Raw genomic sequence first — 15,624 nt, forward strand, 5'->3', positions numbered from 1 at the left:
CGAAACGCCGACACCGGGAGATGAGTTGTCGGAGCGCAGCATAGATTCCAATTAGACCAGTCGTCTAGTAGTTTTTTCTACGCAGGTTTTTCACTGACAGATATGGCAAACTCCCGTTCCCTGGAAATATACGACTGGTCTATTGTCTGGTAATTTGCGCCCCATGAAACCGACCTACGACGACACCCGCCAACACTTGCTCGATACCGGCCACCGGATGATGGCCGAGAAGGGCTTCACCAGTGTCGGCCTTAATGAAATCCTGCAAACCGCTGGCGTGCCCAAGGGCTCGTTCTATCACTATTTCAAATCCAAAGAGCTCTACGGCCAGGCCTTGCTCGAGGATTACTTTGTCGGTTATCTCGCCGACATGGAGCGGCGCCTGACGCTGCCGGGCCTTACGGCCTATGAGCGGTTGATGGATTACTGGCTGGGCTGGCAGAACCGCTGCACCCTTGAAGGGCATGGCGATGAGTGTCTGGTGGTGAAACTCAGCGCCGAAGTCGCCGACCTGTCCGAGTCGATGCGCCTCACCTTGCGTGATGGCGCCGAACAAGTGGTGTCGCGCATTACCCTGTGCATCGAGCAGGGCCAGGCTGAAAACAGCCTTCCTGACGGCGATGCTCGCCAATTGGCGGAAACCCTGTACCAGATGTGGTTGGGCGCCAGTCTTCTTAACAAGTTGCAGCGCACCGGGCAGTCGCTGAACACGTCGATGGCGACCACCCGGCAACTGCTCAGCGTTTGAGTTCGGCGGTCGGCTAAAGCGCCGCCCATTGATCGCGGTATTGCAGCAGAAAATCAACGAAGGCCCGCACGTGTTGCGGCACGTAGCGCCCGTGCGGATACAGCAAGGTGTAAGGCCGGGAACGACCTTTATAGGGCTGCAGGACCTCGACGAGGCGGCCGTCCGCCAATTCCTGTTCGACAATGAATTTGTAGGTCTGGAACACCCCGGCACCGTGCTTGGCCAGGGTCACGCCACCGAGCACATCGTCGGAGCAGGAATAACCGCCGTCCGAAATAATCTCTCGATCGCTGCCATTTTCCTGAAATAGCCATGAAATCCGCCGTCCGCTGCTGGGCAGTTCGAACTGGATGCACTCGTGTTCCACCAGATCTTCCAGCGTCTGCGGCGTACCGGCCTTGTGCAGATACTCGGGCGAGGCGACCACCACCAGTTTGGCGTCCTCCAGCAGGCGCGCAATCATCGTTGAGTCCGGTTGGGCGCGGACGCGGATCGCCAGGTCGTAGCCCTCCGCGACGAAGTCGATGTTGCGATTCCCCAAGTGGATATCGACGGTGACGTCGGGGTACAGCGCGCGAAATTTTGGCAGCAGCGGCAGGATGCGGTGATGCCCGTAAGTGGTGGGCAGACTGATGCGCAATCTTCCTGACGCACTTGTCTGTGCGCCCATGACCTCTTGCTGAGCTTCAACCAGTTGGGTCAGCGCCTGGTTGCACTGGACGAAGAAGTTGCTACCGGCCTCGGTCAAGCGAATGCTGCGCGTGGTTCGCGCGAAGAGCCGAGCACCGAGCCGTTGTTCCAGACGCAGAATCGACCGGCTCACCGCTGCCGGAGTCACTCCGGCGAGCTGCGCAGCCGCAGTGAAGCTGCCCGCTTCGGCGGCGAGGCAAAAGAGTTCGATACTGCCCAGCTGCAAGTCTTCAAAGTGGCGCTTCATAATCGATTACACCGAGGCTCAACGGATCTTTCATTCCGGTATTTACCACAACAAACGGCACCGCCGGTATAGACCGACGGTGCCGTTTGTTGTGGCGAGGACAGCGGCTGGATCAATGACCCGCGCTCTGGCCACCGTCGACGTGCAGGATCTCGCCCGTGACAAAGTTCGCGTTATCCAGATAGAGGATCGCTTGCACGATGTCATCAATCTCGCCCATGTGGCCAACCGGGTGGAGATTGCCCAGCGCTTCGTGGGTTTCCACGCCGTGCATTGGCGTCTTGATGATGCCCGGCGAAACCGCGTTGACCCGAATGCCGCGCTTGGCGTACTCGATGGCCAGCGATTTGGTTGCCGCGTTGATGCCACCCTTGGTCAACGAAGCCAGCACCGAAGGCACGCCGTCAATCGCGTGGTCGACCAGGCTGGTGGTTACGCTGACGACGTGGCCGCTACGGTTTTTTTCCATCTCGGCAATGGCCAGTTGGGTGATGTAGAAGAAGCCGCTCATGTTGGTCGCCACGACCTGGGCATAATCTTCTTTGCTGTAATCGGTGAACGGCTTGGCGACGAAGATGCCCGCGTTGTTGACCAGTGTGTCGATGCGACCAAAGCGTGCAACGGCTTCACGGATCACCCGCTCGGCGGTTTGCGGATCAGCGATGTCGCCTGCGACGGTCAGAATATCCGGGTCTGACGACGGTTTGACGGAGCGAGACGTCGCGACAACCTGATACCCGCGATCGCGAAAACTCTTGACCAGGCCCGCGCCAATGCCTTGCGAGGCGCCGGTGACCACTACGACTTTATTGGAAGTGCTCATGATGAATTCCTCATTGAATCGATAGAGATTGAGTAGAAAAATCTGCAAATCAGGCGTGAGATGTCTCTCGTGCCGCCTGCCGAAGCGCTTGCTGGTATTCGGCGACCGAGTGAGATCCGGACATCAGTTCTCGGTCATTGAGCACCATCGCCGGGACCGAGTTGATGCCTCGCGCCTGATAAAACTGCTGAAGCTCGCGGACCTCCTGACTGAACTCGCCGTTCGCCAACACTTCTTGCGCACGCCCGGTGTCGAGGCCGACTTCGCCCGCCAGATTCACCAGCGTCTGCGCGTCATCCGGGTTCTTGCCATCGGTGAAGTAAGCACGTAACAGGACTTGCTTCAGTTCACGTTGCCGGCCTTCCATGTGTGCCCAGAACAACAGGCGATGTGCATTGAACGTGTTGAAGAAGTGACTGCGTTTTTCCAGGTCGAAGCTAAAGCCGATGTCTTTTCCGCGTTGAATGATCATCGCGTTTCGTTCCGCCACTTGCTGAGCGCTACGGCCATATTTGCGCATCATGTGCTCGACGGCGTGCTCACCTGCGGCTGGCATATCCGGGTTCAGCTCGAACGGTTTGTAGGTCAGTTCAACATCGATCTCACCGGCCAGATTCGCAATCGCTTGCTCTAGTGCCGTAGCGCCCAAGGCGCACCATGGGCAGACCACATCCGAGACAAAGTCGATTTTTACCGTGCGGCTCATGACTGTTCGTCCGCTAGCTGCTGGCGGTACTCGGTGGTCGTTATACCGGCGTAACCCCAGTTATCCGTGTCGACTTCTTCAATCACGATGTGCGTGAGTTTTGGATCCTTGTTGAGTACTCGCTCCATCGTTTCGGTGATCTCTTTGATCACCTGGGCTTTTTGCTCGCGAGTGACGCCGTCACGGGTGATGCGTACGCTGATGAAAGGCATTGGAGTAACTCCACTAGCCAGCCTGTCGGAATGATGGGCTGCTGTTGGAGTGAACTTTAAGAAGTGGCGCGCGATTGATAAATACGCCTTGAGGTACTTCATTTGTGATGTGGTGTATCAAATCGAAAGGGGCGAACCCTGCGGGATCCTTCCACAGAGGGTGCTGGCGGGGGAGTTGTTCAGGAGCCTAGGTCGCAACGGATATGCGCCGAGGATTGAAGCGAAGCGGTCATTACGATCAGGCGTACGCCGCTCAAGCCAATAAATCGGTGATCCATTGCGCTTGTTGCGTGATCTCTCGCACTTTGGCTTCGGGTAGCGCCTGCCGCGCTCGGGCGAACTGGCCAAGCGTCTTTTGTTTCTCGCGAAGGATGCGCTGCCACTTGCTCAGAAACGCGGGGCTGCGCGCCTGCATTTGCAGTGGCCCGAAGTACAACTCCGGACCCGTGTAGGCGACGGAATCTGCACGCTCGGCGACGATGATTTCGTAGTAGAAGCGGTTCTCCCACAGCAGTTCTTCACAGCGGATGCAGTAGCCGTTATCCATCAGCCATTGGCGCAGGGGTTGCTCGCCGCCGTTGGGCTGCAGGATCAGGCGTTCGGCGCCGCTCAGCTGCGCTTTGCCGCTGTCAAGAATGTCGCGGATCGTCTCGCCGCCCATGCCGCAGATGCTGATCGCGGTGATTGCGTCGCCAGGCTCGATTGCCGCCAGGCCGCTGGCATGACGCACGGTGATGTGCTGTTCAAGATCGTTTTCGCGCACCGTGCGTTCAGCCGAGCGGAACGGCGTCAACGCCACTTCGCCAGCCACTGCCGCTGCAATCACGCCACGGCGCATCAGCGCCACCGGCAGATAGCCGTGATCCGAGCCGATATCGGCCAGTCGCGCGCCGGCGGGCACGTGCGCCGCCACGCGCTCCAGGCGCATGGACAATGTGTGTTCGTTCAACGACAACCCCTGTTCAACACTGACTTGCGGCACTGGTGGCCGCAAAAGGGGTGCGACTTTGTCGAGCTATGCGTTGCCTGTCAAATCCCGGTGATAAGGGCCGCGTTGCGATCCGCTGGCAGCGCCGGTTTTGCCAGCGCCGCCATCGGGTCAAACCACTAACCGGCCAACGTCGCGTTGTCGATCACGAAGCGATATTTCACGTCACCCTTGAGCATGCGCTCGTAGGATTCGTTGATCTGGTCCGCGCGGATCAGTTCGATGTCGGAAACAATCCCGTGCTCGGCACAGAAGTCCAGCATCTCCTGGGTTTCGGGGATGCCGCCGATCATCGAACCGGCAATTGTGCGGCGCTTCATGATCAGGTTGAACACGTTGGGCGATGGATGCGGCGAGGCGGGCGCGCCGACCAGCGTTAACGCACCGTCACGCTTGAGCAGCACCAGGAAAGCATCGAGATCATGGGGTGCGGCAACCGTGTTGAGGATGAAGTCAAAGCTCTTCGCGTGCGCCGCCATCTCTTCGGGGTTACGCGATACCACGACCTCATCGGCACCCAGCTGCTTCGCCGCTTCGCGTTTCGATTCAGAGGTGGTGAACGCGACAACATGCGCGCCCATCGCGTGGGCCAGTTTGATGCCCATGTGACCGAGGCCACCGATGCCGACCACACCGACTTTCTTGCCCGGGCCGGCGTTCCAGTGACGCAGCGGCGAGTAGGTGGTGATCCCCGCGCACAGCAACGGCGCGACGGCCGCGAGTTGCGCTTCGGGATGACGAATACGCAGCACATAGCGTTCATGCACGACGATGTTTTGCGAGTAGCCGCCCAGCGTCCAGCCCGGTGCGTCCGGCGTCGGGAAGTTGTAGGTGCCGATCATGCCGTCGCAGTAGTTTTCCAGACCGGTTTCACAGTCGTCGCAGTGTTTGCAGCTGTCGACGATGCAGCCGACACCGACCAGATCACCGACCTTGAAATCCGCGACATGCGCGCCGATCGCCGAAATCCGACCGACAATTTCGTGGCCCGGCACGCAAGGGAATTGTGTGCCTGCCCACTCGGCGCGCACCTGATGCAAATCCGAATGGCAGATGCCACAGAAGGCGATATCAATCTGGATGTCATGGGCCGCGGGTGCACGGCGGTTGATCTGCATGGGCTCAAGGGGTTTGTCGCCAGCGTGGGCACCGTAGGCTTGTACAAGCATGGGAACGTCCTCAATGAATTTTTCGGACTTCCATTTTTGCTGCTCCGCGCTGCCGTGAAGTAGTGCAATCCTGTGCAATGCTTGCCTGATCCTGTGCGTCGTTGTGACGTTGCACCGACAGACGAACGCGGTGATTGCGGGTAATCTGCCGGCTCGCTGACTAAAACAAGACAAAAACAGGAGTCATTGATGCAACCGATCCGTCTCGGTCTGGTGGGCTACGGCAAGATTGCCCAGGATCAACACGTCCCGGCGATCAACGCCAATCCCGCATTCCAGTTGGTGTCTGTCGGCACACAGGGCAAGCCTTGCGCCGGCGTTGAGAACTTTCAGTCCCTGAGCGAACTGCTCGCCAACGGCCCGCAGGTTGATGCGATCGCGTTCTGCACACCACCGCAAGGGCGCTTTGCTTTGGTGCAAGAGGCGCTGGCTGCCGGCAAACATGTGCTGGTGGAAAAGCCGCCGTGCGCCACATTAGGTGAGGCCATGGCGTTGGTCAGCCTGGCCGGGCAGCAAGGCGTCAGCGCGTTGTTCGCCTGGCATTCGCGCTACGCCCCCGGCATTGCCGCCGCCCGCGACTGGCTCGCCACGCGCACCCTGCAAAGCGTGCAGATCGACTGGAAGGAAGACGTGCGCAAATGGCACCCCGGCCAGACCTGGATCTGGCAGCCGGGCGGTCTCGGCGTCTTCGATCCGGGCATCAATGCCTTGTCGATCGTTACGCACTTGCTGGCGCTGCCGTTGTTTGTCGAGTCCGCCGAACTGCGCGTTCCCGAAAACTGCCAGTCACCGATTGCCGCGTCGATCAAAATGTCAGATGCACGCCACCTTGATGTACGTGCCGAGTTTGACTTCGACCACGGCCACGACGAACTCTGGAGCATCGAGATCCGTTGCGCCGAAGGGGTGTTGCGACTGGACAACGGTGGCGCGTTGTTGAGCATCGACGGTGTGCGCCAGACCGTTTCGCAGGAGGGTGAATATGCGGCGGTCTATCGGCACTTTCAGCAGTTGATTGGTGACAAGGCCAGCGACCTCGACCTTCAGCCACTGCGGCTGGTGGCGGATAGTTTCTTCGTCGGCAGTCGCGTCTCAGTCGCCCCGTTCTACGACGCATAATTCCAATGTGGTCACAAAAAAACCGCCGTCCTGGTTGATCGGGACGGCGGTTTTTTTGCCTGATGACACTGCTTTGCTTATTCGTCAGCCTTCGCGAGCAGGCTCGCTCCCACATTGGAACGCGGTCAACTGTGGGAGCGAGCCTGCTCGCGAAGGGGCCAGAATTGGCCCCGGATAACGCTGCGGATATTGACCGCGATTGTCAGCCCGGCAACTCCAGATTATCCAGCACCCGATTCACCGCCAGCTCCCCGAGTATGATCAACTGCGCAATCCCCACCAGCGTCCGACGCTGCGATGCCGGCACCAAGGCGACGAAATCATTGGCGATGGTTCTCGCCGAGGCGAGCGTTTCGCAGGCATCGACCAACAGTTCCTCGTTTTTGAAATCCGCGTTAACGGCGTACATCCTGCGGGTTTTGCGTGGCGCAGGGGTGGAGCCAGGCGGGCAGAGGTAGTGATCGAGGGCGCGGTCGGCAGCTTCGTTCAGTTTTTTTGAATCGAGGGATTCGTAGGGGGAGGTGGGGTCGGTTTCGGGCGGGTTTGGTGTTGGTTTTATCATGGTGAAGCTCCTTGAGAAATGGAGCCGTCAGCCTTCGCTGCTAAACGAAGAGGGTGGCGGCTGTGCGCGGGTTAGCAGACCAGGCTCAAGGATCCCGGCGCACCGAAGTGCCCCACGCAAAGCCGCCATAGGGGAATGGCGGGAGTTACGTGCCTTGAAAATTGGCGAGCTGCTAAACCCGATCACTGATTCGTCAGCGACCGCACCACAATAGAACCCGCCCTCAAGGCGTACAAGCCGGCGGATTCTGGCTTAGCTGTAGGCAATTGCGCAAGGATGCGTAGCCTCGGATCCGTGTCCTCAGGTGTCATTTAAACACCTTGGTTTAAAAGCGAAGATCGCTGCACCAAGGCGACGCGCTTCAGCGCATTTGACGCCAGGTCAGAAGCGCGCCAGTCGATACGCCTCGCTGCCTGGCAGCTCTTTGGGCGGGTTTGTGGTTGCCGTACCCGCTATCTGCACGATCATGTCTGCGGTGACCGCCGCCTGCGTCAGTCCCAGATGTTGATGCCCAAACGCAAGCAGCACCTTGCCACCGCACACCTGATCAATCACTGGCAGTGAATCCGGCAATGACGGCCTGAACCCCATCCACGGTGTCGCCGCTTCAGCACTCAGATCTTTGCGGAACAACCCCTGGCTCAACCGATGCAACTGCCACGCGCGTTCCATCTTCGGCGGCTGTTCAAGCCCTGCGAACTCAACGGTACCGGCCAGCCGCAGCCCCTCGGACATCGGCGTCATGATGAACTTGCGTTCCATGGAGGTGACGGGGAAGGGCAGGCGGCCGTGTTCCTGGGGCAGCATCAAGTGATAGCCGCGTTCGGTGTCCAGCGGCACGGTTTTACCGGTCAACGCGGCCGTGAGTTTGGCCGAGTGCGCGCCGCATGCGATCAAGACGCGGCTCGCGGTCAAACCACCGTTTCCGGTGATCAGTGAAACACCGTGCTCCTGAACATATCCGCCCTGAACCTGCTGCTTCACAAAACGCACGCCGCTGGCCTTGGCTGCGCTGACCAACTCGCAAACCACGCGATAAGGATCGATGAAATGCCCGGTGCGGGGAAAGAACAAACCGCCCCGAATCCGCTCGCTGAGTTGCGGTGCGGTGTCGCGAATCGTATCTGCCTCCCAGAAATCGACGGGGACCTGCTGCTGATGCAAGCGTGCCTGAAGCGCTTCGATGGCCTGAAGTGATTCCGCACGTTCGAACACCAGCAATGAACCGTCGACTTTCAGCAGGTCAGGACGCTCGATGTCGCTGAGCAAGCGATGCCAGGCTTCGAGGCTGCCTTCGTTGAGCGCCCGCAGTCCGGCGACGGTTTTCTGAAAGGGTTCCGAACGCAGATTCAATAACAGCCGTGTGAACCAGGGCAGGGCGCGGGGCATGTATTTCCAGTCCAGGCGCAACGGCCCCATCGGGTCCATCAACATGGCCGGCAGACGCTTGAGTATCGATAGATCGGCAATCGGAAACACTTGTTCGGTCGCCAGATGCCCGGCATTGCCGAACGATGCGCCGTGGCCCGGTTCCTGTTGGTCGATGACGACAACTCGCAACCCCTGGCGAGCCAGACGCAATGCGCAGGCAACGCCGATGATGCCGGCGCCGACCACGGCGATATCGTGCGAGGCGTTATTGGGCATTGTTGTGCGCTTCCCTTTGCCCGTCGAGCAAGCGCCGTAACCGCAGCGGATTTGCCTGTTTCAGCGCGCCGGGCAGCAAGCTGTCGGGGAAGTCCTGATAACAGACCGGGCGCAGGAACCGGTGGATCGCTGCGGTGCCGACCGACGTGGTGCGCGAGTCGGAAGTGGCCGGAAACGGTCCGCCGTGAACCATCGCCTCACACACCTCGACGCCGGTAGGCCAGCCATTGACCAGCAAGCGACCGGCCTTGCGCTCCAGTGTCGGCAACAATGCGCGGGCCTGCTCAAGGTCTTCGTCGTCAAGGTGCAACGTGGTGGTGAGTTGGCCTTCCAGGCGTTCGATTACTTGACGAATTTCATCGTCATCGCTGCATTGCACAATCAGCGACGCGGCGCCAAACACTTCGGCCTGCAGGCTGTGATCGGCGAGAAAATCCCCGGCTTGAGTGACGAACAGCCGGGCCTGACACTGATTTGGCCCTGTGCTCCTCAGGCCCTCAGCGCACAGTTGCGCGCGCGGGTTTTCAAGCAACGCAGTCACGCCAGCCTCATAGGCATTGAAGATCCCGGGCGTCAGCATCGTTTGCGCCGGGCTGTGTCGTAACCGTTCGGCAGCGGCCGCGATAAAGCTGTTCAGCGCGGGGCCCTTACGCGCAATCACCAGCCCGGGATTGGTACAGAATTGCCCGGCCCCTAGCGTCAGCGAAGCAACAAACCCTTCAGCGAGCGCTTGCGCGCGATTGTGCAACGCCGCCGGAAACGGCAATACCGGATTGATCGAGCTCATTTCCGCATACACCGGAATCGGCTCCGGCCTTGCCTGCGCCGCTTGAACCAGCGCCAGACCACCGCTGCGCGAACCGGTAAAACCCACGGCTTTGATGCGTGGATCGGTGACCAGCGCAATGCCCACTTCGCGCCCGGAACCGTACAGCAACGAGAACACGCCCGGCGGCAGACCACAGGCTTTTACCGCCCGCGCCAGCGCATGGCCGATCAGCTCACAGGTGCCCGGATGCGCGCTGTGCGCCTTGACGATTACCGGACAACCGGCGGCCAGTGCCGATGCCGTGTCGCCCCCGGCGACGGAGAACGCCAGCGGAAAATTGCTCGCGCCAAACACTGCCACCGGGCCCAGCGGTACCTGACGTTGCCGCAAATCCGAACGCGGCAGCGGCTGACGCTGCGGTTGTGCGGTATCGACGCGCACGTCCAGCCATTCACCGTTGCGCACCGTGCGCGCAAACAGACGCAGTTGCTGACAAGTACGCCCGCGTTCGCCGAGCAGACGCGCACGGGGCAGACCGGTTTCTGCGGCGGCGCGGTCGATCAGTTCGTCGCCAAGGGCTTCGATCTCATGGGCAATGGCTTCAAGAAATTCGCTGCGGGCATCCAGCGTTGTTTCGCGATAGCTGTCCAGCGCCGCCCACGCCAAGGCACAGGCCTGTTCGACATGCGCGGCCGATCCACCGGCATAGGCAGGTTCCAGCACGGTATGGGTGGCCGGGTCGATCCCGCGAATGGCTTCACGATTGCCCGCAATACGTTGCTGCCCGATCAGCATGTTGCCCGTCAGAGTCATGGTGTCTTCCTGATGAGAAAAAAGCGCCCGCCGCAAACCCGGCGGGCAAGAAAACAAAGCCTGGGGTCAGGCGAAGTTCTGCTCCGCCGACCAGTTTTCGTACCAGTGGCGGAACAGCGCGTACTGGTTTTCGGCATAGCGGCGCTGGGAGTCGCTCAACGCATCGGTTTCGTTGAAATGCAGGGTGTATTCCTTGTCGCCGTTGAGCACCATCAGGTGTTTGTAATACAGCACCAGATCGCAGCCCTCGTCGAACGACGACAGCACTGCCAGTGCCGATTCCAGCTCCCGCGCCTGACGCCGCGCCTTGGCATCACCCTTCGCTGCTTGCTTGCTCAGGGCCACCAGTTGCAGCACTTCGCGGGGCAGAGCATTGCCGATGCCAGTGATCGCGCCGGTGGCGTTGCAGTTGACGAAGCCATGCACCACCTGGGTGTCGACGCCGACCATAAGGGTCACGTCGTCATCCTTGGAGGTGATGTTCTCGGCGGCGTAACGCAAGTCGGCGCCGCCACCGAATTCCTTGAAGCCGATCAGGTTCGGGTACTCGCGGCGCAGTTCGAAGAACAGCTCGGCACGGGTGGCAAAGCCGTAGTAAGGGCTGTTGTAGATCACCGCCGGCAAGTTCGGCGCGGCTTGCAGAATCGCGGCGAAGTGAGCCTTTTGCGCGGCGGCCGAAGCGCCTCGCGACAGCACGCGTGGAATCACCATCAAGCCCTGCGCGCCGACTTTTGCCGCGTGGGCTGCATGGGCAACGGCCTCTCGGGTATTCACCGCACCGGTGCCGACAATCGTCGGAATGCCCGCGGCCACCAGCCGCGCCACGCCTTCCTGGCGCTCGGCTTCGGTCAGCAGCGGCCAGTCGCCCATGGATCCGCAGTACACGACAGCGCTCATGCCGATATCGATCAGCTCGCGACCCTTGGCCACCAGTGCGTCGAAATCCGGTTTGCGCTGGGCGGTGCACGGGGTCATCAGGGCCGGCATGCAACCGGTGAAGATGTTGTCGCTCATTGTTTTAACTCCTTGGCACATCATTCGGATGGGTTTGAAAAGTCGGCGCGGTGGCTCAGATGCCCCACGCGAACGGGTCTGTTTCGTCGATCAACAGTGTGCTGTCAGCGGTCATGTAGGCGCGGCCGGTGATATACGGGCGAATGCGTTCGCCTTGCCATTCAAAGCGGCCTTCGAACTGGCTGCCGGTGATGCTCGCCTGCACCCAGCGCTCGCCGGGCTGCAATTTGTCGTCGGCGGCCAGGCACGCGAGTTTGGCGCTGGTGCCGGTGCCGCAAGGGGAGCGGTCATAGGCTTTGCCGGGGCACATGACGAAGTTGCGGCTGTCGGCGTCGGGGTCATCGGCGAACAGTTCGATGTGGTCGATCACGGCACCGTCTTCACCATAAATGCCCTGATCTTCGAGGGCCTTGAGCATCGCCCAGGTGTAGGCGGTGAGGTGCTCGACGTTGTCCATCGACAGGTTTTGACCGTGCTCGGACACCAGGAAAAACCAGTTGCCGCCATAGGCGATGTCGCCAGACACGCGGCCGAAACCGGGCACGTCCACCGGCACCTGTTGGCGGTAGCGGTAAGACGGCACGTTGCCCAACGTGACCATGCCGTCTTCATGCAACGTCGCGCTGACCGGACCGACGGGTGTGTCGATCTTGTGCACGCCCGCAGTGATCTGCCCCAGGTACTGCAACGAGTTGATCAGGCCAATGGTGCCGTGGCCGCACATGCCGAGATAACCGGCGTTGTTGAAGAAAATCACGCCGCAGGTGGCGTCCGCCGACACCGGCGCGCAATACAGCGCACCGACCAGCACATCGTTGCCGCGCGGTTCCAGCAGGCAGGCGCGGCGCCACTGATCATGCTGATTGCGCAGGGCATCGCGCTTTTGCACCATGGTGCTGCCGGGCAATTCGGGGAAGCCGTTCATCACCAGACGCGTGGGTTCACCACCCGTGTGGGAATCGATGACGTGTACTCGTTTCATGAGAGGTGTCCCGTTGGCTGAGTTCAGTAGGCGCCGGCAGGGCGCGCGTTCACGGTGGTAGCGGGGGAGGCGACTTCGCTTTCTTCATCGTCTTCTTCAAGACGCAGCAGGTGTGCCGGCACGCCCGTGGCGGCGCCCCAGTAATAAATACCGGTGGCACACGCGGCCACGACGATTGTGTCGAAAGGGTGGGCGAGAATGCCCAGGCCGCCGAAGGTGCCGAGCTTCGATAGCACGATGGTGACTGCGTAAAAGGCGATCAACCACGCAGAAGAACGGACCTGGCGGGCCAGGCTCAGGTGCGCGGTTGGCACGAAGCGGCCGCACAGCAGATACACGACAAACATCAGGATTTGCAGGCCAAGCAGCCACGAAACGGTGTTCCAGCCCGACCAGTAGACGATCAGCGCAGCAATGATGAACGACACCGGCCCGAGCACGCCCATGTACTTGACCCGGAACGGTCGTGGCATGTCCGGTGCATTGCGGCGCAGCGCCGCCACCGTCACCGGCGCGACGGCGTAGCTCAACACCAATGCGGCGGAGACCACGTTGATCAACGCTTCCCACGACGGGAACGGCAGGGTCCAGAACACCGACAGCGCAAACGTCAGCCACAGCGCCGGGCGCGGAATACCGGACTTTTCATCGATGTGGGTGAAGACCTTGAAAAATGTGCCGGTCTGCGCCCAGCCGTAGATCACCCGTGGCGTCGCGTTCATGTAGATGTTGCCGCAGCCGCTCGGCGAGATCACCGCGTCGGCCACCACCAGGTAGGCCAACCAGCCAACGCCCAGTGCCAGTGCGATGTCGCGGTACGGCAGGGCAAATTCCTTGCTGACACCGGCCCAGCCGTTGGCGAGCATTTCTGTCGGAATGCTGCCCAGGAAGGCCATTTGCAGCAGTACGTAAATCAGGGTCGACAGCAACACCGAAAGGATCAGTGCGATGGGAATCGTGCGCTGTGGATTCTTCACTTCACTGGCCACCGAGATGATCGGAGTCAGCCCCAGATAGGCAAAGATGATCCCGCCTGCCGAGACTGCCATCTCCACACCCGACAGGCCGAAAGGCGCAAAACCCTGTACCTGAAAGTTCTCCGGTTTGAAGAAAGTGAACAGCACGCCGATCACCAGCAGCGGCACGATGAACTTGAAAACGCTCACCAGATTATTGGCCTTGGCGAATGTCTTCACGCTGCGATAGTTGAGCACGAAGAACAGGCAGAGCAGGCCAAACTGCACCAGCCAGCCGAGCAAGGTCGGGTCACTGCTGCCGCTTTTGGTCAGGCCGGGAAACCACGCCGCCGCGTATTGGCGCGAGGCAACCACTTCGATTGCCACCAGACTGGAAAACGCGATCAGGGTGATGAAGCCCATCAGGTAACCGAGCAGCGGCCCGTGGGAGTAAACCGGATAACGCACCACGCCGCCGGCGCGTGGCAGTGCGGCGCCGAGTTCGCAATAGACGATGCCCAGCAGCAACACGGCGAAGCCGCCCAGCAGCCAGGAAAAAATCCCCGCCGGCCCGGCGATGGCGGACACATGACTGGCGGCGAACAACCAGCCCGAGCCGAAAATCGCACCGAGGCCGATAAACGTGAGATCAATCAGTGATAGCTGTTTTTTGAACTTGCCTTGACCAGACATGGCGTTGCCTTCTTGTGAGTTATTGGATAGGCAGTTGTGTCGCTGGGACGGGCAGACTTTGAACTCATCGGCATTGGCGCGATTGATGTTTTGCGGTGCGATTGATGACGAAATCGGCACAGTTGCGCGGATGCACGGCGTCACTCGACACGGCGCAGACGTTGCTGCTATCTGCAGGCGACTGCCCCACGGCCGACCTGCGAACAGGGAGAAACCTTCGATGTACAACGCGCTTTCAATCCTGTGCCAGGACGGTCAAGGCAATCGCCCGCAAACGCTGGAAGCGCTCCTGGCCGGCGCGGCGCCGCTGTTACCGATGCTCGACCTGATTCCCAATGCGGCGATTTTCATCAAGGATGTAAAGGCCCGGTATGTGCTGGCCAACCGCACGCTGGTGCAGCGTTGTGGCTTGAAGGATCTGCGGCCAATGCTGGGGAAAACCAGCGCGCAGGTCTTCCCGGCGCAACTGGGGCCGGGCTACACGGAACAGGATCGCAAAGTGCTGGAGGAGGGCTTCGTGCTGGAGGATCAGCTCGAGCTGCATCTGTACGGCAGCCGCGAACCGGGTTGGTGCCTGACCCATAAACACCCGTTGTACAACGGTGATGGCGCGATCATCGGGCTGGCCGGAATCTCGGTCGATTTGCAGTCGGCCAGTGAAACGCATCCGGCATTCCAGCGACTTGCCGCAGTCGACGAGCACATCCGCAAGCACTTCAATCGGCGCGTCACGCTGGGCGAACTCACTCGCATTGCGGGCATTTCAGTGGCGCAACTGGAGCGCTACTGCAAACGGGTATTCCACCTGACGCCACGACAGATGATCCAGAAAGTACGGCTGGAACATGCGCATCGGCTGTTGCACACCGACCTGCCGATCACCGAGGTTGCACTGCAATGTGGCTACACCGATCACAGCGCCTTCACCCGCCAGTTCAAGGCTTCGACCGGTTTCACCCCGCGCCAGTATCGCCAGGCCACGACCTCCCTGTAGGAGCTGCCGAAGGCTGCGATCTTTAGATTTTGATTGCAGCCTTCGGCAGCTCCTACAGTGGTGCGTGTTCAGTGCAGCTAAACTGAATGAGTCACAAACCTCATGCGACAGGAGCAACGCGATGATCGGAACACCTTGGCACCGATGCTCGCAGTGGCTCTTGCCTGCGCTCATCGTTTTCAGCCTGACGCTGAGCGCCGGCTGCTCGAACCGCAAACACTATCCGCCCTCCGGCGTAGGCGACAGTTGCTACGCCAAGGCGTTGCCGACGGTCGGCGAGGGCGGTCTGGCCTGGGGCTCCAGCCTGAACATGGCGCGGCAGAAATCCATGAACAACTGTATTCGTTATGCCGGTCGCTCAGGCGGCACGCCGAATACTTGTCAGGTGGTGTTGGCCAAGTGCAAATGATTTGAGCTGCGAAGAAGCTAATGCGGTTGCCGCGAATGAAACCGAGCCTGTAGTGAAAAAAAAACCGGCCTCTTCAGCCGGTT

Annotated in this window: 16 protein-coding genes; 4 read left to right on the forward strand and 12 right to left on the reverse strand. The window is 60.4% G+C overall.

Features of this window, described 5'->3' with window-relative positions:
- Positions 1 to 163: 163 nt before the first annotated feature.
- Positions 164 to 748, forward strand: coding sequence for a TetR/AcrR family transcriptional regulator (locus tag AB4P97_RS07365; RefSeq protein WP_047300775.1), 585 nt, complete (start codon positions 164 to 166; stop codon positions 746 to 748).
- A gap of 13 nt (positions 749 to 761) precedes the next feature.
- On the opposite strand, the gene AB4P97_RS07370 is transcribed toward AB4P97_RS07365, so the two are convergent.
- The 6 genes from AB4P97_RS07370 to AB4P97_RS07395 all read right to left on the reverse strand — a co-directional run bounded on the left by AB4P97_RS07370 (position 762) and on the right by AB4P97_RS07395 (position 5,583).
- Complete coding sequence (locus AB4P97_RS07370; RefSeq protein WP_047300777.1) at positions 762 to 1,685, reverse strand: LysR family transcriptional regulator; 924 nt, start codon at positions 1,683 to 1,685, stop codon at positions 762 to 764.
- 112 nt (positions 1,686 to 1,797) lie between these two features.
- On the reverse strand, positions 1,798 to 2,508 hold the full coding sequence (locus tag AB4P97_RS07375) for an SDR family NAD(P)-dependent oxidoreductase (RefSeq protein WP_047300848.1): 711 nt from the start codon (positions 2,506 to 2,508) through the stop codon (positions 1,798 to 1,800).
- 49 nt (positions 2,509 to 2,557) lie between these two features.
- Positions 2,558 to 3,214 (reverse strand): DsbA family oxidoreductase, encoded by a 657-nt coding sequence (locus tag AB4P97_RS07380; RefSeq protein ID WP_047300779.1) that lies wholly within the window; start codon positions 3,212 to 3,214, stop codon positions 2,558 to 2,560.
- Positions 3,211 to 3,426, reverse strand: a complete 216-nt coding sequence (locus tag AB4P97_RS07385; protein ID WP_042558834.1) for a 4-oxalocrotonate tautomerase family protein — start codon at positions 3,424 to 3,426, stop codon at positions 3,211 to 3,213. Before AB4P97_RS07385 ends, AB4P97_RS07380 begins: the two co-directional genes overlap by 4 nt.
- A gap of 253 nt (positions 3,427 to 3,679) precedes the next feature.
- Positions 3,680 to 4,375 (reverse strand): class I SAM-dependent methyltransferase, encoded by a 696-nt coding sequence (locus AB4P97_RS07390; RefSeq protein WP_047300850.1) that lies wholly within the window; start codon positions 4,373 to 4,375, stop codon positions 3,680 to 3,682.
- Positions 4,376 to 4,533: 158 nt separating this feature from the next.
- Entirely contained in the window at positions 4,534 to 5,583 is a 1,050-nt protein-coding gene (locus tag AB4P97_RS07395) for an NAD(P)-dependent alcohol dehydrogenase (protein ID WP_047300781.1), read from the reverse strand.
- 189 nt (positions 5,584 to 5,772) lie between these two features.
- Here AB4P97_RS07395 and AB4P97_RS07400 point away from each other — a divergent pair, with 189 nt between their 5' ends.
- Positions 5,773 to 6,702, forward strand: coding sequence for a Gfo/Idh/MocA family protein (locus AB4P97_RS07400; RefSeq protein ID WP_047300783.1), 930 nt, complete (start codon positions 5,773 to 5,775; stop codon positions 6,700 to 6,702).
- A gap of 202 nt (positions 6,703 to 6,904) precedes the next feature.
- Here AB4P97_RS07400 and AB4P97_RS07405 read toward each other — a convergent pair whose 3' ends face one another.
- From AB4P97_RS07405 to AB4P97_RS07430, 6 genes are all read right to left on the reverse strand, one after another.
- Complete coding sequence (locus tag AB4P97_RS07405) at positions 6,905 to 7,264, reverse strand: DUF6124 family protein (protein WP_395602326.1); 360 nt, start codon at positions 7,262 to 7,264, stop codon at positions 6,905 to 6,907.
- Positions 7,265 to 7,645: 381 nt separating this feature from the next.
- Positions 7,646 to 8,911, reverse strand: coding sequence for an NAD(P)/FAD-dependent oxidoreductase (locus AB4P97_RS07410; protein WP_395602327.1), 1,266 nt, complete (start codon positions 8,909 to 8,911; stop codon positions 7,646 to 7,648).
- A complete protein-coding gene (locus AB4P97_RS07415; protein WP_395602328.1) occupies positions 8,901 to 10,493 on the reverse strand; it encodes an aldehyde dehydrogenase (NADP(+)) in 1,593 nt (530 codons plus the stop codon). The genes AB4P97_RS07410 and AB4P97_RS07415 overlap by 11 nt, the downstream gene beginning before the upstream one ends.
- 66 nt (positions 10,494 to 10,559) lie before the next feature.
- The gene (locus AB4P97_RS07420) at positions 10,560 to 11,507 is read right to left on the reverse strand and encodes a dihydrodipicolinate synthase family protein (protein WP_042558840.1); all 948 of its coding nucleotides are present in this window, start codon (positions 11,505 to 11,507) and stop codon (positions 10,560 to 10,562) included.
- Positions 11,508 to 11,562: 55 nt separating this feature from the next.
- On the reverse strand, positions 11,563 to 12,489 hold the full coding sequence (locus AB4P97_RS07425; RefSeq protein ID WP_395602329.1) for a 4-hydroxyproline epimerase: 927 nt from the start codon (positions 12,487 to 12,489) through the stop codon (positions 11,563 to 11,565).
- Between the two features lie 23 nt (positions 12,490 to 12,512).
- A complete protein-coding gene (locus AB4P97_RS07430) occupies positions 12,513 to 14,138 on the reverse strand; it encodes an APC family permease (protein WP_042558842.1) in 1,626 nt (541 codons plus the stop codon).
- A gap of 220 nt (positions 14,139 to 14,358) precedes the next feature.
- On the opposite strand from AB4P97_RS07430, the gene AB4P97_RS07435 reads away from it, so the two are divergent.
- Together AB4P97_RS07435 and AB4P97_RS07440 are read left to right on the forward strand one after the other, a co-directional pair.
- Positions 14,359 to 15,132, forward strand: a complete 774-nt coding sequence (locus AB4P97_RS07435) for a helix-turn-helix domain-containing protein (protein WP_395602330.1) — start codon at positions 14,359 to 14,361, stop codon at positions 15,130 to 15,132.
- 121 nt (positions 15,133 to 15,253) lie between these two features.
- Positions 15,254 to 15,541: a hypothetical protein gene (locus tag AB4P97_RS07440; protein WP_042558844.1), complete on the forward strand. Its 288-nt coding sequence runs from the start codon at positions 15,254 to 15,256 to the stop codon at positions 15,539 to 15,541.
- The last annotated feature ends 83 nt before the right edge of the window (positions 15,542 to 15,624 follow it).

Source organism: Pseudomonas sp. A1230, from assembly GCF_044218825.1.
GTDB classification, from domain to species: domain Bacteria; phylum Pseudomonadota; class Gammaproteobacteria; order Pseudomonadales; family Pseudomonadaceae; genus Aquipseudomonas; species Aquipseudomonas iridis.